The 19,279-nt window shown below is 47.3% G+C and carries 21 protein-coding genes; 3 read left to right on the top strand and 18 right to left on the bottom strand.

What is annotated here, in order from left to right; genetic code table 11:
* Nucleotides 1-14 precede the first annotated feature (14 nt).
* Genes ABZM97_RS19635 through spsA form a run of 7 tightly spaced genes read right to left on the bottom strand, consistent with a single transcriptional unit; the run spans nucleotide 15 to nucleotide 7,132 of the window.
* Nucleotides 15-1,034 carry a PseG/SpsG family protein gene (locus ABZM97_RS19635; protein ID WP_087992778.1) on the bottom strand — a complete coding sequence of 340 codons (1,020 nt, stop codon included), beginning with the start codon at nucleotides 1,032-1,034 and terminating at the stop codon, nucleotides 15-17.
* A 2-nt stretch (nucleotides 1,035-1,036) separates the two neighbouring features.
* Nucleotides 1,037-1,759: a glycosyltransferase family protein gene (locus tag ABZM97_RS19640; RefSeq protein ID WP_087992779.1), complete on the bottom strand. Its 723-nt coding sequence runs from the start codon at nucleotides 1,757-1,759 to the stop codon at nucleotides 1,037-1,039.
* Nucleotides 1,752-2,873: an N-acetylneuraminate synthase family protein gene (locus ABZM97_RS19645; RefSeq protein ID WP_087992780.1), complete on the bottom strand. Its 1,122-nt coding sequence runs from the start codon at nucleotides 2,871-2,873 to the stop codon at nucleotides 1,752-1,754. Before ABZM97_RS19645 ends, ABZM97_RS19640 begins: the two co-directional genes overlap by 8 nt.
* Entirely contained in the window at nucleotides 2,873-3,742 is an 870-nt protein-coding gene (locus ABZM97_RS19650) for a GNAT family N-acetyltransferase (RefSeq protein WP_087992781.1), read from the bottom strand. Before ABZM97_RS19650 ends, ABZM97_RS19645 begins: the two co-directional genes overlap by 1 nt.
* On the bottom strand, nucleotides 3,743-4,912 hold the full coding sequence (locus ABZM97_RS19655; RefSeq protein ID WP_087992782.1) for a DegT/DnrJ/EryC1/StrS aminotransferase family protein: 1,170 nt from the start codon (nucleotides 4,910-4,912) through the stop codon (nucleotides 3,743-3,745).
* 20 nt (nucleotides 4,913-4,932) lie between these two features.
* A complete protein-coding gene (locus tag ABZM97_RS19660) occupies nucleotides 4,933-6,357 on the bottom strand; it encodes a CDP-glycerol glycerophosphotransferase family protein (protein WP_367387074.1) in 1,425 nt (474 codons plus the stop codon).
* Nucleotides 6,358-6,361: 4 nt separating this feature from the next.
* Nucleotides 6,362-7,132, bottom strand: coding sequence for a spore coat dTDP-glycosyltransferase SpsA (spsA, locus tag ABZM97_RS19665; protein WP_202327892.1), 771 nt, complete (start codon nucleotides 7,130-7,132; stop codon nucleotides 6,362-6,364).
* 321 nt (nucleotides 7,133-7,453) lie between these two features.
* Here spsA and gerQ point away from each other — a divergent pair, with 321 nt between their 5' ends.
* Nucleotides 7,454-7,978, top strand: a complete 525-nt coding sequence (gene gerQ, locus ABZM97_RS19670; RefSeq protein ID WP_087992785.1) for a spore coat protein GerQ — start codon at nucleotides 7,454-7,456, stop codon at nucleotides 7,976-7,978.
* Between the two features lie 41 nt (nucleotides 7,979-8,019).
* Here gerQ and ABZM97_RS19675 read toward each other — a convergent pair whose 3' ends face one another.
* From ABZM97_RS19675 to ABZM97_RS19685, 3 genes are all read right to left on the bottom strand, one after another.
* Nucleotides 8,020-8,391 (bottom strand): DUF423 domain-containing protein, encoded by a 372-nt coding sequence (locus ABZM97_RS19675; RefSeq protein ID WP_087992786.1) that lies wholly within the window; start codon nucleotides 8,389-8,391, stop codon nucleotides 8,020-8,022.
* A 61-nt stretch (nucleotides 8,392-8,452) separates the two neighbouring features.
* Nucleotides 8,453-9,775 carry a purine/pyrimidine permease gene (locus ABZM97_RS19680; protein ID WP_289348643.1) on the bottom strand — a complete coding sequence of 441 codons (1,323 nt, stop codon included), beginning with the start codon at nucleotides 9,773-9,775 and terminating at the stop codon, nucleotides 8,453-8,455.
* A gap of 19 nt (nucleotides 9,776-9,794) precedes the next feature.
* The gene (locus ABZM97_RS19685; RefSeq protein WP_202327890.1) at nucleotides 9,795-10,112 is read right to left on the bottom strand and encodes a YwdI family protein; all 318 of its coding nucleotides are present in this window, start codon (nucleotides 10,110-10,112) and stop codon (nucleotides 9,795-9,797) included.
* Nucleotides 10,113-10,277: 165 nt separating this feature from the next.
* Between ABZM97_RS19685 and ABZM97_RS19690 the strand changes: the two genes are divergently transcribed.
* Nucleotides 10,278-11,648 (top strand): aldehyde dehydrogenase, encoded by a 1,371-nt coding sequence (locus ABZM97_RS19690; protein WP_087992789.1) that lies wholly within the window; start codon nucleotides 10,278-10,280, stop codon nucleotides 11,646-11,648.
* 24 nt (nucleotides 11,649-11,672) lie between these two features.
* Here ABZM97_RS19690 and ABZM97_RS19695 read toward each other — a convergent pair whose 3' ends face one another.
* The 5 genes from ABZM97_RS19695 to ABZM97_RS19715 all read right to left on the bottom strand — a co-directional run bounded on the left by ABZM97_RS19695 (nucleotide 11,673) and on the right by ABZM97_RS19715 (nucleotide 14,808).
* Entirely contained in the window at nucleotides 11,673-12,350 is a 678-nt protein-coding gene (locus ABZM97_RS19695) for a uracil-DNA glycosylase (RefSeq protein ID WP_202327889.1), read from the bottom strand.
* A 14-nt stretch (nucleotides 12,351-12,364) separates the two neighbouring features.
* Entirely contained in the window at nucleotides 12,365-13,171 is an 807-nt protein-coding gene (locus ABZM97_RS19700; RefSeq protein ID WP_087992791.1) for a glycosyltransferase family 2 protein, read from the bottom strand.
* Nucleotides 13,172-13,260: 89 nt separating this feature from the next.
* Nucleotides 13,261-13,794, bottom strand: coding sequence for a hypothetical protein (locus ABZM97_RS19705; RefSeq protein WP_087992792.1), 534 nt, complete (start codon nucleotides 13,792-13,794; stop codon nucleotides 13,261-13,263).
* A gap of 47 nt (nucleotides 13,795-13,841) precedes the next feature.
* Complete coding sequence (locus tag ABZM97_RS19710) at nucleotides 13,842-14,477, bottom strand: permease prefix domain 1-containing protein (RefSeq protein WP_087992793.1); 636 nt, start codon at nucleotides 14,475-14,477, stop codon at nucleotides 13,842-13,844.
* Nucleotides 14,470-14,808, bottom strand: a complete 339-nt coding sequence (locus ABZM97_RS19715; protein WP_087992794.1) for a PadR family transcriptional regulator — start codon at nucleotides 14,806-14,808, stop codon at nucleotides 14,470-14,472. The genes ABZM97_RS19710 and ABZM97_RS19715 overlap by 8 nt, the downstream gene beginning before the upstream one ends.
* Before the next feature lie 143 nt (nucleotides 14,809-14,951).
* Here ABZM97_RS19715 and ABZM97_RS19720 point away from each other — a divergent pair, with 143 nt between their 5' ends.
* Entirely contained in the window at nucleotides 14,952-15,767 is an 816-nt protein-coding gene (locus ABZM97_RS19720) for a bifunctional hydroxymethylpyrimidine kinase/phosphomethylpyrimidine kinase (protein WP_202327888.1), read from the top strand.
* A 90-nt stretch (nucleotides 15,768-15,857) separates the two neighbouring features.
* On the opposite strand, the gene ABZM97_RS19725 is transcribed toward ABZM97_RS19720, so the two are convergent.
* The 3 genes from ABZM97_RS19725 to scrA all read right to left on the bottom strand — a co-directional run bounded on the left by ABZM97_RS19725 (nucleotide 15,858) and on the right by scrA (nucleotide 19,021).
* Nucleotides 15,858-16,106 (bottom strand): hypothetical protein, encoded by a 249-nt coding sequence (locus ABZM97_RS19725; protein ID WP_087992796.1) that lies wholly within the window; start codon nucleotides 16,104-16,106, stop codon nucleotides 15,858-15,860.
* A 93-nt stretch (nucleotides 16,107-16,199) separates the two neighbouring features.
* Nucleotides 16,200-17,639, bottom strand: coding sequence for a sucrose-6-phosphate hydrolase (sacA, locus tag ABZM97_RS19730; RefSeq protein ID WP_087992797.1), 1,440 nt, complete (start codon nucleotides 17,637-17,639; stop codon nucleotides 16,200-16,202).
* Nucleotides 17,636-19,021, bottom strand: a complete 1,386-nt coding sequence (scrA, locus tag ABZM97_RS19735; RefSeq protein WP_333517885.1) for a PTS system sucrose transporter subunit IIBC — start codon at nucleotides 19,019-19,021, stop codon at nucleotides 17,636-17,638. Before scrA ends, sacA begins: the two co-directional genes overlap by 4 nt.
* Nucleotides 19,022-19,279: the final 258 nt, after the last annotated feature.

A 19,279-nucleotide genomic window follows, 5' to 3' on the forward strand; every position in this document is an offset into this window, starting at 1 on the left:
CCTTACATGCATTTTTATAGCTTTTGATCATACAAATCTTGAAGAATAGCTTTTACCCGCTTGATGCCTTTGCCATCCACGAGCGGCCTCCCTCCCTTGTGCAAAGAACGGCGAAGAGGATAGCTGCTGCTGATTCGTGACATCTGATAGATGAGCGTTTCATCCGATACAAGCTCTCCGAGACCAAGATCAAGAGCGGCGCCTTGTTCAGCGAATGTTTTGGCTGTTGCCGTTTGGTGCTCAACCTGAGAAAGAACAAGGCACGGCACACCGATGCAAATGGCTTCGTACAAGGAGATGCCGCCGGCTACAATGGCTGCATCCGCTTGTTTCATGACACCCGCCATATCACTTGTCTGCCCGATCACCGTGTACTGCGGCTTCTTTTGAATCAGCCTTCGGAGCGCTTCTTGATGCGGTGAAGCGCTCCCCATCACAAAAATCATGTTTTTATCTTTCATGGCGGGGACTTGATCGGCTGCAGCCAGCACTTTAAAAATAAGCTGCTTCGGATCGCTTCCTCCCAGCGCAACAAGAATATTGCGGCATTTTTTCCTCAGTTTGTAATCATTTCTTGCGGTCTGGAAGGCGGGGTGAAGAATGAGATAATCAGGGCCTTCATAGATGCGGGTGTTTCCCTGATCGTACGACCTGCTTCTGATATCACCGTAAATTCCGTTGATGACTGCGTCACTTAGCTGAATCGCTTTTTCATTTTTCTCTTCAAAGAGTACGATTTTTGCATCTGTTTCCGCCTTTATTTTCCTTAATAGCTCAGCAGGCGCATCGAGAATATCAAACAAAAGCAGATCAAGGTGCTTGTTTTTTATTTCCCGGAGAATAAATTCATCCTGCCGCAGCTCCGGTTTTACGATGACATGCCAATGCTCTTCATGAAGAAATGGTTCAGACTCCTGATTCGTGTAAAACGTAATCAAGTAGCGCTGTTTGAGTTCTTCCGCGAGCCTCTTCATCCGGACAACATGGCCCATTCCCTTTTCATAACCGCCGTCTGCGACGATCCCAATATGCATGGCTATTCAGCCTCTCGTTCGATTGCCGCATCAGGGTTCCGGTTCAGCAGGTTGATGAGCTCGGAGGCGGATACATCGGGACGCTCGCCTGCTTTTTGATAAAGGGCCTTTATCGATTCATAGTCTTCCTTTGTGTCGATGGTCAGCCGGTATTGAGGGGCGCGAAATTGTTCCGGCGCCTCTATAAACTGAACGCGATAAAGATCTGGATGGTTCCTTACATATAACGTGACATGCTCCTGATATTGATCCTCCAACGCCTGAATACGGCTGATGTCTGTTAACAGCTTGGCGCTGACCACTTCCCCGCTAATCCCTAACGGAGTGTGCCGGATATACGTATAATCCGCTCCTTGATCAAGATGCGCCGCTATCATGAAATCGAGCAGCTCCGGATCGACAAACGGATTATCACCCGTTAACCGGATGACCACTGTCGGTTTGACAGCTTTAATGACCTGCACAAACCTGTCGAGAACACGTTCCTCGCTGCCGCGGAAAACGCGAAAGCCATATTTCACACAGTGCGCCTCTAAGATGTCGTCAGTTTCTTTGTCAGACGTGGCGATGACAAGATTATCCCGATCCTTTTGATAAAACGCGCTTTTCCGGACACGGTGAACGAGAATATCGAGTAAACGATTGGACCCGAGCGGACGCAGCACTTTTCCCGGAAGCCGTGTTGAACCCATTCTGGCTTGGATGATAAAGAGAATGTCATTCATGAGATGGGCTGTCCTTCATTAAAATGTCGTCCCAGACAATGCCTGTATCGGACGGGATGTCTCTTACAGCCCGAACGCCGCCGGTCAGCAGCTCAAAAAATCTCGGGTGCAGCCCCTGCGGCTTTTGTCCGGGGCGCAGCACTGCGATATTGTCTTCACTAAAAACTTCGCCTTTTTGTATCGGAGCTGTTGCAAAAATTCCTCTGTATGCAAATTGTCGGATTTCTCCTTCGATGGCGGTTGTGGTTTTGTATGAACTGCCTAGCAGTCTTTCAGATACCGGCTTCCTGATTCCTTGTTTCATCTCGGCCTCGGTTTTCCTGATTCCTTCGACCATTTCTTTTAATTCGTCCGGATTTAACGCAAACGAGTGGTCAGCGCCCGGCAGATTTTTATCGATCGTAAAATGCTTTTCTATCAGTTTTGCTCCGAGCCGAACCGCGGCACACGGCGCTTCAGTCGGGTGCTCGCTGTGATCGGAGAAGCCGATCACAGCATCAGGAAAAGCGGCGGCAAGCATCGGAATGACGCTGAGGTTGCTGTACTCCGGCGGCGCAGGGTATTTCGCCACACAATGCATAATGGCGATTTGATCGTTGCCCTCTGCCCTGATGGTGCTCCACGCTTCGTGAACATCAGAAATTTCCGCTCCGGCTGTCGAGAATATCATCGGCCTGTTCAGTCGGGCGACATATTTGAGCAGCGGAAGATGGTTAATTTCATAGGATGCGATTTTAAAAGCGCTCGGCGAGGTGGACTGAAGCAGGTCGGCTGACCCTTCGTCACATACTGTGCTTAAAAAGATCACCTGCTTTTCGCGGCAGTAATCCAAAAGCGGGGAAATCCACTCAGCGGGAATTTCCATGGATTGAATCAAAGAAAAAATAGAGACGTCCTGGCCAGCCGCTGTTTTGTACAAACCAGGATCTTTCTGGTACATCTTATCAGCCTGGAACATTTGAAATTTCACGGCATCCGCGCCGGCTTCCGCCGCTGCATCAATCAGCGCAAAAGCCTGATCAAGCTTTCCGTCATGATTAATTCCCGCCTCGGCAATAATAAATACAGGAGCGTCTTTGCCCACAGTTTTATTCGCGATCTGAAACGTTGCCATTATTTCGCCTCCTTGCCCGGCCAAATATGATAATAGTAATACGATTGTTCAGCGGTGAAGCCCATTCTTTCATAAAGGCGGATCGCCCTTACATTGTGAAGCTGCGTCCCCGCTGTTACCGTTTTATGCTTCTGGATCAACGGGTGTTCTATGAGATTCGCCAATAAATGAAACGCGACACGTTTGCCTTCGAATCCCGGCTTCACAGCCATCAAATCGAGAATACATTCATCTTCTCTGGATAAGCCCTGAAGATAACCGATGACCTCGCCATTATGCTTAGCGGCAACATTGACAGCGGCCCTTCCATTCAGATTGTTTCGTGTCCACTCCTGAAAAATTTTGCTTGCTGCTTCGCGGCTGAGATAAGGATCTTGAAAATATCTGCTTTTGGTAAACGAGTCGCGGGCCAGCTCACATATCGCTTCTGTGTCTTCGGGCTCAGGCGGACCCAGTTCAAAAAATGGCGGTGTTTTGTCATATAAAGACGGGGGATTCGCCAGCTTCAGCAAACTGCCGACAAAGTAAGAGGACGGCTGCTGCTGTATCACATGCGCGGCTCCGATATCTTCAGCCGGAACGCGAACAAAGATAAAATCCGTTTCATCCATTTGCCTTACAGAATAAAACGCTTGAAACAGCCTCTTCAGCTGCCCGGTGCTGTTTGCCGCCAGAAGCTTGACGTTCATGACTTTCTTCTGAAGAATCTTGCCTTCCCACAGAGAGTCTTCATAAAGCAAGACGCCTTGGAGCCCGCTGTTTTCAAAAAGGCCGAGGGAAAATTGATAGGGAACGTCCAGTGTAAGCTGCCTGCTGTGGAGAAAACTCTCAATCGCCTCTTTGGAGACATTTTCTTTTACCGTGTACACTTAACCAGCCCCTTTTACGATAGCCCGCACAGCTTCAATGACATCATTTACATCCTCGTCAGACATTGATGGATAAAGCGGGAGCGACAGGGTTCGTTTATAGTAATTCATCGCGATCGGGAAGTCCTCTTCCTTAAACCCGAATCGCTTTTGATAATACGGATGAATGTGCACGGGAATAAAATGAACGCTTGTGCCGATATTGTATTCATCCTTTAAAGCCGTAATCATTTCGCTGCGCGTGACACCGGCCTGTTTTTCATCCACTTGCAGAACATATAAATGCCAAGCGTGCCTGCCGTCATCATGGACAAACGGCGTGATCAGTCCCGAAATCTGCTGAAAAGCGGCTTGGTAGCGGCCGGCAATCTCTTCTCTCCGTTTCTGCATCTCATCCAGACGTTTCAGCTGATGAAGACCGAGAGCCGCCTGCAGATCAAACATGTTCATCTTATAGCCGGGCGATTCGACTTCATAATACCAGCTGCCATTTGAAGAATAACGGTTCCACGCGGCTTTGCTCATGCCGTGAAGGCTCAGCACCCGGATGTGATCGGCAAGCTCCTCATCGTCTGTCGTCAGCATGCCGCCTTCCCCTGTCGCCAGGTTTTTGGTGGCGTAAAAGCTGAATGCCGTCGCGTCCCCGATAGAACCGATCATTCTTTGCTTATAAGTCGTATACACAGCATGTGCCGCATCCTCAAGAACGAATAAGCCATGCTTTTGGGCAATTACCAATATCGCATCCATATCGCAGGACTGCCCGCCAAAGTGGACGGGTACAACTGCTTTCGTTCGCGGTGTGAGGGCCGCCTCAAGCTTTACCGGATCAATATTGAGCGTGTTTTCGTCAATGTCCGCAAACACAGGCGTCGCTCCTGTATGAATAATTGTATTGGCGGTCGAGCTGAACGTAAGCGGAGAGGTAATGACCTCGTCACCCGGCCCGATTCCTTTTGCTTTCAAAGCCAAAAATAAGGCGGCCGTACATGAATTCAGCGCCACGGCGTGCTTCGCCCCGACAAACGAGGCAAACTCTTTTTCAAACTGCTGAACCTTCGGGCCTTTGGAGAGCCATCCCGATTCAAGCGTTTCTGTAACCTCCTGAATTTCTTCCTTGCCGATTAACGGTAAAGAGTAAGGAAGAAAATGATTTCTCTTTTGCACCATTTCTTTGCGCTCCTATCATTTTATTCAGTATCTTCCCGCCTGTAATCAACCCCTGTTTTGTCTTTCAATTCCGCAAATAAGGCATTTGTTGATTCTGCCACCGGGTAATTAGCTGCTGTGAATGCCAGACGCGCCTCTTCTGCTTTTTGATGCACTGAGGGACTTCGAAGAACCGCAATCAAGGTGCGCGCCAGTTCATCCGGCTGATCAAATATAAAACCGCCAAGAGATTCATAATACGGATACGTGCGGGTTCCGGATGATTTCCCGATCAATGCAGGTTTTTGAAACAGCATGGCTTCAAGTCCGACTGTTGAGGTTTGCGTCACTGCCGCGTCAGCATACGGCAGCAAATCATACAGCTCCATCTCCTTTTTGATGACTCTGCAGGCATTATGTTTTTTCGCCGCAGCGTGATACAGATCCAGCTTATTTTTCCCGATTTCCCAAGGGTGGGGTTTGATGATGATTTGCAGCTGTTTCTGATCAGAAAGCTCTTCTAGCAAACCGGAATAAAAATCTTCCGAAAAAGGCTGGGTCGCAATAAGCACGATTTTTTTGGATGGATGAAAAGCAAGTTTTCGATAGAATACGGACATGTCGATAGGGGTTCTGTTAAATATCTGATCGAAGCGGGGATGTCCCGTTACGAGAATCTGCTCAGGTTTACAGCCTTTTCGTTTGAACCACTCCGCTTCATAAGCGCCAAAAACAGCCTGATAGGTTGTAAAAACAGGAATGAAGGCTTCATCTCCCATCAATGCGCCATGCTGAAGACAAATGCTGACGGCCCCTCTCTTTTCACACGTAAGAGCGAGCACCCTGCTGTAAATATCTTCTGCCGTTCCGACGACAACAGCAGAAATCTTCTCCTGCTCAAACAGCGCATCAACCGTATCAATGGCTTCCATAAATAAAGGTATATCTTTGTAAAGCCGATCGCGAAACGCTTGATCACCGAATGCAGGGTGGTCATCAAAAGGGGCGAGAATCGAACAGGCTGTTTCGAGATACGGCTTCGGATCACCTTTTTGGCATGATTCCGTAATCTCACGCTTGCTTATCACAGGCAGATCACAATAATCAGGCAAACTCCACCGGGCCAAAACAGCTGTTTTTTCAGGATCGAACTGATAGTAATTTTCGTTTGTAAAACGCAGATAATCAAAGTGCAAAATGACTTTTCCCTTACCTGGTATGTTGTTTATTTTGGCTATACTTCGTATTTTTTCTTCAAAAAACGGCTGAATCTGCCCTTCATCGATATGCTGATCCACCGCTCCGAATAACTCCGGCTCTTCATCCATCATCACCCTTAGCTCCGGGCTGATGTATTGATAAAAATTACTGATAAGCCCAAGCGGAATCCCCTTGTAGCGAAGTCTGTCAAAAAGCTCTACATACTTCCGGTACAGCACCCAATAATTGCTTAAATAGGCCGACAAGCTCTCACCCCATCCCAAGCTTTTTTAATGATTCACGCAGCTCTCGGCAATTGCGCTGCGGAGGAAGGTTCCTGACGAATTCATTTTTTTCTGATTCAAACAGCTGAAAGTGAATCGATTGGTCGGTAATATAATTCAGATCCAGCTCCTCAGCCAGCGGGTAAAACGGATAAAAATGGTTGACCCTCCAAAAGAACCGGGCATCCCCGATCCTGTAAAACGCCGGGCTTTCATCCCAATAGGAGCCAAATTTCTCCTTTACCTTCTCAAGCACAGAATACCTGTGCATCACCGAGCAATGGTCGATGGCGCACGGCGCGTTCCACGTCACGTGAACGGCCGGCCTGATAGTTTCTTTTACAATGTCGCGATCCTCGTTTAAGTGATAGGTTTTGGAGGCTGAGTAAATCACAGCCTTTTCAGGATGATCATCGAGCTCCTTCACCATTTTTAAGAGCCGGTCCGGCATATAGACGTTGTCATCCGTCGCATAGGTGATATATTCACCCTTGGCCATCTCAATCGCCTGATTGATCAGCGCCGCGTATCTTGTTTTTTCCGTTCTTTCCTTTACTTCAGATACATCGCTTTGATAAAAACGCACTCGGTTATCATTCAAAAAAGGACGGATTACATTTAGCGTCTCTTCATTGGAGTTGTCATCCATAATAAACAATTCAAAATCGGAAAACGTTTGTGAAAGTATGCTGGAAATGGACTTTGCCACATAATCGCTTTTGTTATAACTCGTCATAATGACTGATACTTTCGGCAAATCCTACACCTCCTTCTTGAAACTTCACACCTGAAACTAACGTTATCTTATGTTGCTTATGCGCAAGTTGCGCTAGGGATACAAACCAATATGCGCGAAAAGTTTGTGTATGCCTACGAAAAACAGCGGCTGCCCAGACGAAAATCTGGCCCGTCCGCTGTTCTTTTTCCGCATATTCCAAGCATCAGCCTCATAAGGTGAAAGAGATAAAAATCGCACCAGCGACTAAGATCGTTTTCCATCGGAGGTGAGTCATCGCGGAGCGTTCATCTATACATCCGGAACTTGTTTTGAATGGTTTTCATAAAAAGGAGGAACGATATGAAACCGAAAAAAAATCAATATCAGCAAATGCAGGGATTTGATAATATGCAGGGATATCAGCCTCAGTACGGCGCCAATCCGTACCCGCAGCAAGGTCAAGGCGCGCAAATGCAGACGATGGGGATGCAGCCAATGATGCCAATGCAGCAAGGCCAGCAAGGATTCGGATTCCCGGGCCAGCAGGGCGGCGGGTTTCAAATTCCATCGGGGCCGACACCGTCGGCGCCCGGCCAAAGCATTCCCGGCATGCTGCCTGTTGAGGAATCGTACATTGAGAACATTTTGCGACTGAACAGGGGAAAAACGGCCACCATTTATATGACATTTGAAAACAGCAAGGAATGGGGCTCAAAGATCTTTCGCGGCGTCATCGAGGCTGCGGGACGGGATCACATTATCATCAGCGACCCGAAATCAGGAACTCGCTACCTGCTCCTGACCATCTACCTCGATTACATTACATTTGATGAAGAAATTGCGTATACGTATCCATATTCCATGGCATCCTATTCGCCAAGATAAAGTAAAAGCCAATCACTCATATGATGAGGATTGGCTTTTTTTTATAGATATTTGACGGCTGCGACAATGATCATGATCCAAGAAATAATAAACGCCACACCGCCGAGCGGGGTAATGGCCCCAAGAATGGAGATTTGCGTCAAACTGAGAATATATAAGCTTCCGGAAAACAGCACAATTCCCGCAAACATCAGCCAACCGGCTGTCGTGACACTGCCGATGCCGGATAATTTATCGGCCAGGAAGGCGACAACGAAAAGCCCAAGGGCGTGATACATATGATACTGCACACCTGTGTGCCACACCTGAAGATATTTATCAGGAATTTTCCCTTCTAATCCGTGAGCGCCAAATGCCCCGAGTCCCACAGCAAGCAGGGCGTTAATGGCCCCTAATATGATAAAAACTTTCATCTAGCTCTCCCGCCTTTTCGTTAAACTCATATCCTTTATCTTATCGCACCTATACTAAAATTCAATATTTGTTCTCCGATGACACGAGATTGTCGGATTTTCTCCTGCGCCAAAGCTGGAACTGGTCTGACGCTATTGCAACAAGCGTTCCTAATACAAGCCCGTTGCTTAACAGAGAAATAAATACCGGGTGCAAACCCTTTAAGGCAGTTTCAGGAACAAACATAATGCCGACCCCCGTCAACAGCGAGGTGCCGATCACAGACCGCACCCTTTTCAGTTCCGCTTTCTCATATGAATCAAATTCTGCAAGGGCCAGACCGCCCATCGCGGAAAACACAACAAAGTTTACCGCAAATCCAACGGGTGACGGCAGGCTCGCAAACGCATTCATAAAAAACGGGATCACGCTGATCACAACAACGAAAATACTGCCGAGCATAAACGGTTTTTTAGAGGGCATTTTTGTCGTTTCAATAAAACCCGCTGCTCCCGAAATCGGAACCGGTGCAATCGCTCCCGTCAAACCGCTCAGCAGATGGCTGAATGAGGCGGCAAAACCGGCATGGCGTTCATGATGCCGCCCATCCGGCTGTTTGCCGAATTTTTTTACAGCGATGTCCACAACCTTCATGCTCGCCAGCATATTCACGATCAGCAAGATGGTAATAAAAATGGAGGTGATGATAAGACCGCTGTTAAATAAAGGTTTGCCAAAAGGAAATAGGGAGGGCAGCTGAAACAGCCGATCAGGCATTTCCATCGGCTTTGCCGCTCCGGCAGCCGCAAACAGCACCCATCCGCCGAACAGAGCCAATAAAATAGAATATTGCTTAAAAAACGTGATGTTCGAATTTGTCATTATAAAGGCGGCGGCGACTACAACAAGAGCAAGACCAAATACAAGGCCGTCTACACCGTCCTTGCGGTAGCCGATTCCGAGAATTCCTTTTATAATGGGCTGACTCAGCTGCATGACAAGCAGCAATAAATAGACCCCCGTTACAACCGGAGTAAACAAGGCTGCGAGCCGGTCAATGACCTTGAAGATACTTAACAAAAAGAAACATACAGCGCTTACAAGAAGAGCTCCCTGCAAACCGCGCAGTGTGTCCCCGTAAGTTGCAAAAACAGTTCCCGTCAGCCCGCCGTAGATCGTATACACGCCCCACCACAAGCCGGCGGGGCTCTCATTGATCGGCAGTCTGTGGCCTTTCAAACACTGAATGACTGCGGCAATTCCCAATACAAAAAATGTGCTCTGGATCAATCTCGCAGAATCTGAGTGATCCAGATGAAACGACTGGGCAACCGCCACCGGAACAACAATCGCCGCAGCAATGATAAACGCTGTCCATTGCAGCGCGCCAAGAAACAATTTCACGTGCGCTCAACCTTTCTCATTAAAAATCAAATAAAGACTCTCCGTTTCCGTCCTCTTCCTGCTTCTCTTTTTCCTGCTTTCGATAATTTTTTAATCCCGCGCTTCCCATCATTTTTTCCATCATCAACTGGTCTGTCGATGGCGGCGCGGCAGGACTTGGCGTGCTGCTCGGCTGGATGCGGGGCGCGCTCGCGGCCTCCGGCTGATCCAGCACGACGTCACACAAAGAACGGACAACCGCTACCGAGCGCTTCAGCTCCTCATCTAGCTCAGCCGTCTTCGCTTTTTTGAGCTCCTCTTCCATTTTTTGAATCAAAGCAGATATATGAATGTTCATCAAGAACCCTCCAGAATATTTATCGTCTTCCTGCATTTTATCAAATTCCCGCCACAAACGCAGATATGAGTTTGTGATTTTTTCTAACAAACCTTGCGCATTTGACAAGCAGAAGAAATTTTTCACATAATAAATCACCATACCTTACAAAAAAGGAGCGATGGAATGAACAGCATACCCTTTATCGTCAGCAAGCATAAAGCATATTTTGCGGCGGGGCACACGAGACCGCTAGAATCGAGACTGGACCTGTTGCAGAAGCTGAAACAAGCCATCAAAACACATGAAGCTGATCTCACAGCCGCTCTCTATCAAGATCTCAACAAATCCGAACAAGAAGCATACACAACGGAAATCGGAATTGTGTTGGAGGAAATCAGCTTTGTGATGAAACGGCTGGGAAAATGGGCCAAGCCGAAACGAGTCAAAACACCGCTGACCCATCTAGGCTCCAAAAGCATCATCATCCCTGAGCCGTATGGAACCGTTTTAGTGGTTGCGCCATGGAACTATCCCCTGCAGCTGGCGCTTTCTCCCTTGATTGGAGCCATTGCCGCCGGGAACACGGTCGTTCTCAAACCGTCGGAATATACGCCGGCTGTTTCCGCTGTTCTTTCCAACCTCATCAGCAGCGTTTTTCCAAATGATTATGTCGCTATGGCGGAAGGCGGGCCCGACGTCAGCACAGCGTTACTACAGCAGCCCTTCGATTATATTTTCTTCACTGGCAGCGTTGCCGTGGGGAAAATCGTCATGGAGGCTGCGGCCAAACAATTAACACCCGTTACCTTGGAGCTTGGCGGCAAAAGCCCCTGTATTGTCCATAAGGATGCGGACATACAGCTTGCCGCTAAACGCATTGTCTTCGGGAAATTTACGAATGCGGGACAAACCTGCATCGCACCGGATTATTTATTTGTTCACGAAGACATCAAAACAAAGCTCACAGAAGAAATGAAGCGTGCGATCAATGAATTTTACGGCCCTCAGCCCGAACGGAATCCGCAGTACGGCAAAATCGTCAGTGAGCGCCACTATCGGCGGCTGCTCGATTTTCTAAATAATGGCGTCCCGCTCACAGGCGGACAATCTGATTCTGATCACCACAAAATAGCGCCGACGATTCTTGACCAAGTGGAGGATGACTCTCCTGTGATGCAGGAGGAGATTTTCGGGCCGATTCTTCCGCTGTTTACGTACGGCGATATCGATGAAGTCATTGAGAAAGTCCAATCGCGCCCGAAGCCACTCGCCCTGTACGTCTTTACCACAAACAAAGAAATCGAGCGGTCTGTTTTAGAGAATCTGTCGTTTGGCGGAGGCTGTGTCAATGATACGCTAATGCACGTCGCGACACCGTATTTGCCATTCGGCGGCGTCGGAGAAAGCGGTATCGGCAGCTATCACGGATTTGACAGCTTTAACACATTTACGCACAAAAAAAGCGTCGTCAAACAAACGAACCGCTTCGACATCGCTTTTCGTTATCCTTCTTCCAAAAACGGGCTGCGAATGATTCGGAAAATACTCAAATAAAAAAGCGCAGATGATCCGCGCTTTTTACAAATCCTTTATACACCAATCAATCGGCGCTTCTCCCATTTTCTCTAAGCACGCATTCGCCCGGGAAAACGGTCTGCTCCCGAAAAATCCGTTTCTTGCCGAAAACGGGCTGGGATGCGTCGATTCAATGATAAAATGCTTGGACGTGTCGATCCGTTCTTTTTTCATTTGGGCATGCCGGCCCCACAAAATAAAGATTACCGGCTGCTCCCTTTCATTCAACACGTCAATAATCCGGTCCGTCAGCCGCTCCCAGCCTTTCCCTTTATGAGAATTTGCCTGTCCGCGTCTTACCGTCAGCACAGTGTTTAGCAAGAGAACCCCTTGCTTTGCCCAGCTGACAAGCGACCCGTGGTTCGGAATGCTGCACCCGATGTCCTCCTGCAGCTCAAGAAAGATATTTTTTAATGAAGGCGGCTGCTTCACACCCGGCTTTACGGAGAAGCTTAAACCCTGAGCCTGTCCTGGCCCGTGATACGGGTCTTGGCCGAGAATGACCACCTTGACATCATCGAATGGGGTATAATGCAGCGCATTAAAAATATCCCGGCTGTCCGGATAAATCGTTTGCTCCGCGTATTCCCGCTTCAGCATTTCTCTGAGCTCTTGATAATACGGTTTCTCAAACTCTTCTTCCAGCTGATTCCACCAGCTGTCTTCTAAAATCTGTTTCAAGATTCAGGCCTCCCTTACGTACGATGAAGTCTGGAATAGACAGGTTTGCCATCCCAAACGATTTCACTTTTTGCTTCCCGTCTTTTCATCTCAGGCTCTTCAAGCAGGACGGCAAAGTTTTTCGTCGGCAGTTCCCCGAGTCCGTGCTTTTCACTTAAACGATCCAAATATTGTTTCCGCTTGGCGCCAAGGTCCGCGGACTGATTGTCTCCCGCGTCACTGAAGGCATACATCACACTGGCGCAAGGGACACGCTTCACCCGGTAATCCTTCGCCGCGCGCAAATAAAAATCCCAGTCCCAATAATTGTGCACATCAGCATCGAAATAACCGATTTCAGCATGCAGAAAACGTCTGTACATGCTTCCCGACGGCACATATGTAGAGAACACTCTCATATCCTCGTAGTCAGCGGTATAAGCAAACAGCTTCCGCGAAATTGGATATCTTGTTCCGTTTTTCTCTTCAAATGAGACAATCTCCGCATCAGAATGAACGAAATCCGCCGTTTCTATTTCCTTCGCCATTCTCTCCACATGCCCCGGTGTAAAGAAATCATCGTCATCACAAAGCATAATGCAATCGCCAGACGTTTCTTTTACACCGGCATTTCTCGCAGCCACATGCCCCGAGTTCTTTTCTAAATTGATGACAGCAATCGGCAGCTCCGGATACAGTGCTTTGACCGGCACGACCGATTCCCCGGCATCATTCACAATAATGACTTCATAAGGCTTCAAGGTCTGCTGCGAAATCGACTCCAGAAGCTCACACAAAGCCGGAATCCGATTATAGGTCACAATTACGATAGAAATCTTCATGATGCTCTCCTTCACATTTTCATAGTCATGTACTATTAAAACATATATTGGACGGGAGATCAGTGGGAATATCCTACTGAAACAGTAAACTAGAATGATAGAAACAATAATGTGGCACCGATCAATAGCACCAAGATCAGTGCCAGATCTCCAAATACATGAAAGAGATCTTTCAGACGTACGCTATTCGGAAGGATCAGATGCCACAGCTTAGATTGATAGACCGGAAGCAGCACAAGTGCATAAGAAAGACACAAAAAAGTAAAAGCCGGCGGAACAAAAGCACAGCCTGTATCGTCCCAATTCATCACGATGTCTTTCATACTAGATCCATCCAATAAAAACAAACTTATCATGAAGGCCAGCAGCACAAAGGACCCCAATTGAACATCAAACAGGCGCATTTTCTGGTTATATGCAAACCTGACCGCCCAAAACCAGACATAAGCATATGAACATAACAGCATAAGAATGGCACCGGCTGTAAAGACGACATCAGGCAGCCATCCAAGAAGAAAAACAAAAGGCAAGCTGGCTAACATAGCCAAGAGCATGCAGCCGCCAGTAAACAAAAATACTGCGCCATGAACGAAAAAACCATATAAACAAGAGCTAAGCTTCACGACATACACCTTCCTTACATAGAAATTCTATGCATATACCTAAAAAATCAGGCAAGCTGACGCCTGCCAATATAACAGCCTATTCGGCCGAATAACGGAAATAACAGTGTTGCACAAGCGCAAATTCCGACAAACCAAGGCGTCAGAAAGGATTGAAACAGCGCAGCAGGAATCACATTGAACAGAAATACAAGCATAAAAATGATATTTGGCACTATAGAGATTTGAATCGTTTGTAAAACTAGCTTTTCTCCGCGTTTTCCAAACTCCCTCACCCCTTGATACCCAATCAGCACCCAGTACATGATATATGCAGCTAAGATCAGCCACACAGAAACAGAAATGCCTTTCCATACTGCTTGAACAATAGGCGATTCAAGCCAGACGTGCATCGTCGTAATAGCGATGCCGACAGCGAATAGTGCGCTGTTACAGAAAAGATGGAACACCAAAAACACACGGAACGTTACAGGCTGTTCTTTCTTAAACGAAGAAACAATGTCAGCTGGTGTTCCGAACGTCTGCAATAAAATCTGCATAGCTTCCGCCTCACTCTTCCCTTCCTGAAGAGAGTGGAGCAGATGATGTTCAATATGACTCTCAATCTCTTCTATTATCGTCTCTCCTTCTGGAAGCCCTATAAGTCCATTTTTGATTTCAGACAAATATGTTTCTTTATCCATTCTGCCCGCCCCGCTTCAACATTCGGTCCATCATAGCCGAAAATACGCTCCATTCCTTCGTGCGTTCCGCCAGCACCTCTTTGCCTTCATCTGTAATCCGATAATATTTGCGGTCCGGCCCTTTCTCCTGCTTCTCCCAAAAGGAAGAAATAACCCCTTGGCGTTCAAGCTTGTGAAGAGAAGGATACAAGGTCCCTTCTTTCATCTGCCATTCATTTCCGCTGCGGGTTCCCATTTCTTTTACAAGCTCATAGCCGTACATCGGCCGCTCGTTCAGAAGCGTCAATACCAATATCACAGTGCTGCCCTTCACCAGCTCACGATTTAACATCACAAAACCCCTACCTAGTTTTCTTATGTAGCATTTTACGAAAGCTCTTTAGTATTGTCAAATGATTCCTATAGATCTTCTATATTGTGATACAGAGAAAATCTAACTATAATGAAAGACAAAACATGATGGAGGTTCAAGACATGTCTATGCATAAAGCACTTACCATTGCCGGCTCAGATTCCAGCGGCGGTGCTGGGATTCAAGCTGATTTAAAAACATTTCAAGAGAAAAACGTATACGGGATGACCGCCTTAACAGTGATCGTCGCGATGGACCCGAACAACAGCTGGGACCATCAGGTATTCCCGATCGATACTGATACAATCCGCGCCCAGCTTGCAACGATTACGGACGGCATCGGAGTGGACGCCATGAAAACAGGAATGCTGCCAACCGTTGATATCATCGAGCTTGCGGCAAAAACGATCAAAGAAAAACAATTAAAAAATGTGGTGATTGACCCGGTCATGGTTTGCAAAGGGGCAAATGAAGTCCTTTATCCGGAGCACGCCCAAGCCCTGCGGGAACAATTAGCGCCGCTAGCCACTGTCATTACACCGAATCTGTTTGAAGCCAGCCAGCTCAGCGGCATGGATGAATTAAAAACAGTTGACGATATGATCGAAGCTGCTAAAAAAATTCACGCACTCGGCGCCCAATATGTCGTCATTACAGGCGGAGGCAAACTCAAACACGAAAAAGCCGTTGATGTACTCTATGACGGAGAAACAGCGGAAGTCCTCGAAAGCGAAATGATCGATACGCCTTATACCCATGGCGCAGGCTGTACGTTCTCAGCAGCCGTGACAGCGGAGCTCGCCAAAGGTGCGGAAGTCAAAAAAGCCATCTACACAGCGAAAGAATTCATTACCGCTGCCATTAAAGAATCCTTCCCGCTAAACCAGTATGTCGGACCTACGAAGCATTCTGCGCAGCGTCTGGATAAACAATCATAAACAACATCGGCTGCCTTACTTAGAGGCAGCCTTTTTTATATAACCAATAACTTTTCACAAAAAAAACTGCCGATCCCATCGGCAGCCTGTTTATTTGATTTTTAAATTGTTCGCAGATTTCCTCAAAAATGTTTCTATCGACTGAACAAAAAGTGCGTATTCCTTCATTTGCTCATATGCCCGTGAAAGAATTTCCGCCGTTTCACTGTGCGGTGCGGTCCCGCCAAGCATTTTTTTCAGCTGCAGCAGAACATCCTTATATTCTTCCCGCTTATCTTCAACCTGGTCCGCAGCCTTTTCCAAACATTCCGGTGTTATCTTCTGTTCATGTATATTCAAGAAAACAACTCCTTTTACAGAAAAAAATAGTAGGTTATCGTTGAAGAATAGCACAGATGGCACAGATTTCACATAAGAAAATAGAAGGATTTTCTACATAAGTGTCCAAATTCCGACATTCATTTCAGATTTTCCGGTCGAACTGGCTGTCACGTCATGATTTCCGGGGAAAGGAAAATATCTTGCACTAAAGACCTCTTCTCCATGATTGATAAAGATTTCTATAGATGACGCGTCGATAAACATGTGCACGGTATGCAAATCCTTGATGCGGCAATGTCTCGCTTCTGTTCGTTTTCCGTCGAAGCTCGTTCGCTCCAGCGTAATAACCCCCTCGTTCTGATCAAAGGAGAACGCAGCCGTTCCCCGGATACTGATTGAAAAACCGGACTCTGTCTCAATGTCTTCGATCAAGATCTCAGCTCTTTCAGGGTTTTCAACTGGAAGCGTCCCAGATGATCCATGCATGTTGATTTGTATGTTCTTCTCATTCCTGCGCATGGCTTTCAGCTCAGGCAGCGGCTGCTGAATCAGTTTCTGCCCTGATAGCGTCAGCTGTCTCGGCAGCGTCATACAGTGAATCCAGTGATAGTCAATTGTCGGATGAGATCCTTCATCCTGATCAGGCACCGCCATCCATGCAAACAAAATCCGCCTTCCCTGATCGTCTTCAAGTGTTTGCGGAGCGTAAAAGTCAAAACCTTGATCAAGCTCAATAAAATCGCCATGCTTCAGTTCAGGCTTGTTATAATCAAGACGCCCGACAACATAACCTGATTGATACACGTTCTGATAATGAAAACCGTCTGCCTCAAGACCCTGAGGTGAGACAATCAGCACATCGGACCCCTGAAGAGTAAACAAGTCAGGGCATTCCCACATGTACCCGAAATCGTCCAGCCCATTGAAGCCTGCGCCAGTTACCGGGCCGAGAAATCTCCACTCCGTCAGGTTATCAGAAGCAAACAACACAGCGTGTCCTTGCCTATTCTCCGTTTGCGCGCCAATCACCATATACCATGTGCCTTCATGCTCCCATACTTTCGGATCGCGAAAATGCGGCGTGTATCCTTCTGGAAGGCGGGCGACAACACCTTTCTTCTCAAAGGTCAGCCCGTCATCAGATACAGCAAGGCATTGATATGTTTCTCGGTTCCCCTCCTGATCCCTGACATTTCCAGTGTAAAACAGATAAAGCCGACCGTCTTTCGTGACAGCGCTGCCCGAGTAGCAGCCGTTTTTATCGAACCAATCACTCGGCGCCAGCGCAATCTCTTCCCGCTTCCAATTCACAGCATCCTGACTCGTATAATGGCCCCAGAATTTCGCGCCGTGCCCCGTCTGAAACGGCTGCCACTGAAAAAACACATGAAAGCTGCCCTTCCAATATACAACGCCATTCGGGTCATTCAGCAGCCCAACCGGCGGCATGATATGAAAATGCTGGCGGTGCGGATCACTGTCAGCGATAGGCTCTTTTTTCTCCACTTCTTCATATGCCCGGCGACGAAGCTCCTGATCATGTGATGTCATTTTTTTCTCCCCTCATCCTCATTAATCTTCATAATAAACGCTGCGGTAAACGATGACACTCCCGCTATGGCCATCCCAATCAGATAGTTGATCAAGTTGCCAACGCCAAACGGCGCAGCAATGGCGATCATCGGAATCCCTGTTAACCCGTAAGCGTTTGCAGCAACATGTGTAAAGACGACATACGCACCGCCCAATGCGCCTCCGATCATCGCGGCGATGAATGGCTTACGGTAGCGAAGATTGACTCCGAATATGACTGGCTCAGTAATGCCGAGAAAAGCAGAGAATGCAGCCGGAAGCGCGATTTCTTTTGTCTTTGCCTTTTTCGCCATAAAGAAGACGGCAAGGCCGGCCCCGCCCTGTGCGACATTCGCCATTGACCAGATCGGCAGCAAGTAGTTTTTGCCGATATCAGCAATAAGTCCTGCCTCAATCGCATGGAAACTGTGATGAACGCCTGTCAATACAATAAGTGAATAAGTCCCCCCGAAAACCAGACCCGCAACAAAACCGGCATGATCATACACATAAGTTAACGCAATCGTAATGCCGGAGCCAAGTGCTCTGCCCAAAGGACCAATCGCGATAAAAGCGACAAACCCGGTGACAATCACTGTGACAAATGGTGTAACAAGCAAATCTACCGAATGAGGAACCACTTTTCTTGTCCATTTTTCAATCTTGCTCATGACATAAACCGCCAGCAGGACAGGGATGACAGTCCCCTGATAGCCCAGAAGCGCGATATCAAATCCGAAAAGATGCATAAAATCTGGTGTTGCTTCCGCCAACCCCCAAGGATTCAAAAGCGTCGGATGAATCATGATTCCCCCGATAACCGCTCCCAAGTAAGGGTTGCTGCCAAACTCTTTTGAAGCACTGACCCCGATTAAAATCGGCAAGAAAATAAAGGCTGCGCTTGAAAACATATCAAGCAGCTGCAGCAAAGCAGACTCCTTGCTCATCCAATGAAACGCATTGATCATACCCAGTAAGCCCATTAACAGGCCGCTGGCGACAATAGCCGGAATGATTGGAACAAAAATATTAGAAAGCGTTTTCGCAAATCTCGCAGCGGGATTCAGTTTTTCTTTCGCCGCATCCTGGTGATTTACATGTTCGTCACGCTCGACATCAACTTCCTTCGAAAAAGCATCGTACACCTTATTGACAAGGCCTGTTCCGAAAATGATCTGGTACTGGCCAGAGCTGCTGAAAGCGCCTTTGACACCGTCAAGCTCTTCTACTTGTGTTTGATCTATCTTTGATTCATCCTTAATCACTAAACGCAGTCTTGTTGCACAATGAGCCGCGCTGATAATGTTTTCTTTGCCCCCGAGAAGCTCGGTGAGGCGTTTTGCAGTCTCTTTGTAATCCATCTGTTTTTCCCCCTTTTATTTAAACAAAAAAGACCTAAAATTCGCCAACGAATAAAGGACACAGCGATCCTTTTTCATCTACGCAAATTTTAGGTCTTGCCTGCTTTACCAGTCACAATCCCGCTTATTCAGATTGAGAATACGCTTTCATCATAAATCATGACAGCGTTTTCGTCAACTGTTTTTTAGTTAAAAAGTTTGATAAAACATTTAGTCATAAATTCGTAAAATTTAATTGTGAAATACTTCACAATATCA

The sequence above is a fragment of the Bacillus vallismortis genome (assembly GCF_040784915.1).
GTDB classification, from domain to species: domain Bacteria; phylum Bacillota; class Bacilli; order Bacillales; family Bacillaceae; genus Bacillus; species Bacillus subtilis_G.

Coding starts and splice junctions, on each gene's coding strand:
- ABZM97_RS19635 (WP_087992778.1), bottom strand. CDS start 1,034: ATGCATATTGGGATCGTCGCAGACGGCGGTTATGAAAAGGGAATGGGC.
- ABZM97_RS19640 (WP_087992779.1), bottom strand. CDS start 1,759: ATGAATGACATTCTCTTTATCATCCAAGCCAGAATGGGTTCAACACGG.
- ABZM97_RS19645 (WP_087992780.1), bottom strand. CDS start 2,873: ATGGCAACGTTTCAGATCGCGAATAAAACTGTGGGCAAAGACGCTCCT.
- ABZM97_RS19655 (WP_087992782.1), bottom strand. CDS start 4,912: ATGGTGCAAAAGAGAAATCATTTTCTTCCTTACTCTTTACCGTTAATC.
- gerQ (WP_087992785.1), top strand. CDS start 7,454: ATGAAACCGAAAAAAAATCAATATCAGCAAATGCAGGGATTTGATAAT.
- ABZM97_RS19675 (WP_087992786.1), bottom strand. CDS start 8,391: ATGAAAGTTTTTATCATATTAGGGGCCATTAACGCCCTGCTTGCTGTG.
- ABZM97_RS19685 (WP_202327890.1), bottom strand. CDS start 10,112: ATGAACATTCATATATCTGCTTTGATTCAAAAAATGGAAGAGGAGCTC.
- ABZM97_RS19690 (WP_087992789.1), top strand. CDS start 10,278: ATGAACAGCATACCCTTTATCGTCAGCAAGCATAAAGCATATTTTGCG.
- ABZM97_RS19700 (WP_087992791.1), bottom strand. CDS start 13,171: ATGAAGATTTCTATCGTAATTGTGACCTATAATCGGATTCCGGCTTTG.
- ABZM97_RS19710 (WP_087992793.1), bottom strand. CDS start 14,477: ATGGATAAAGAAACATATTTGTCTGAAATCAAAAATGGACTTATAGGG.
- ABZM97_RS19715 (WP_087992794.1), bottom strand. CDS start 14,808: ATGTTAAATCGTGAGCTGGTGAAGGGCAGCACTGTGATATTGGTATTG.
- ABZM97_RS19720 (WP_202327888.1), top strand. CDS start 14,952: ATGTCTATGCATAAAGCACTTACCATTGCCGGCTCAGATTCCAGCGGC.
- sacA (WP_087992797.1), bottom strand. CDS start 17,639: ATGACATCACATGATCAGGAGCTTCGTCGCCGGGCATATGAAGAAGTG.
- scrA (WP_333517885.1), bottom strand. CDS start 19,021: ATGGATTACAAAGAGACTGCAAAACGCCTCACCGAGCTTCTCGGGGGC.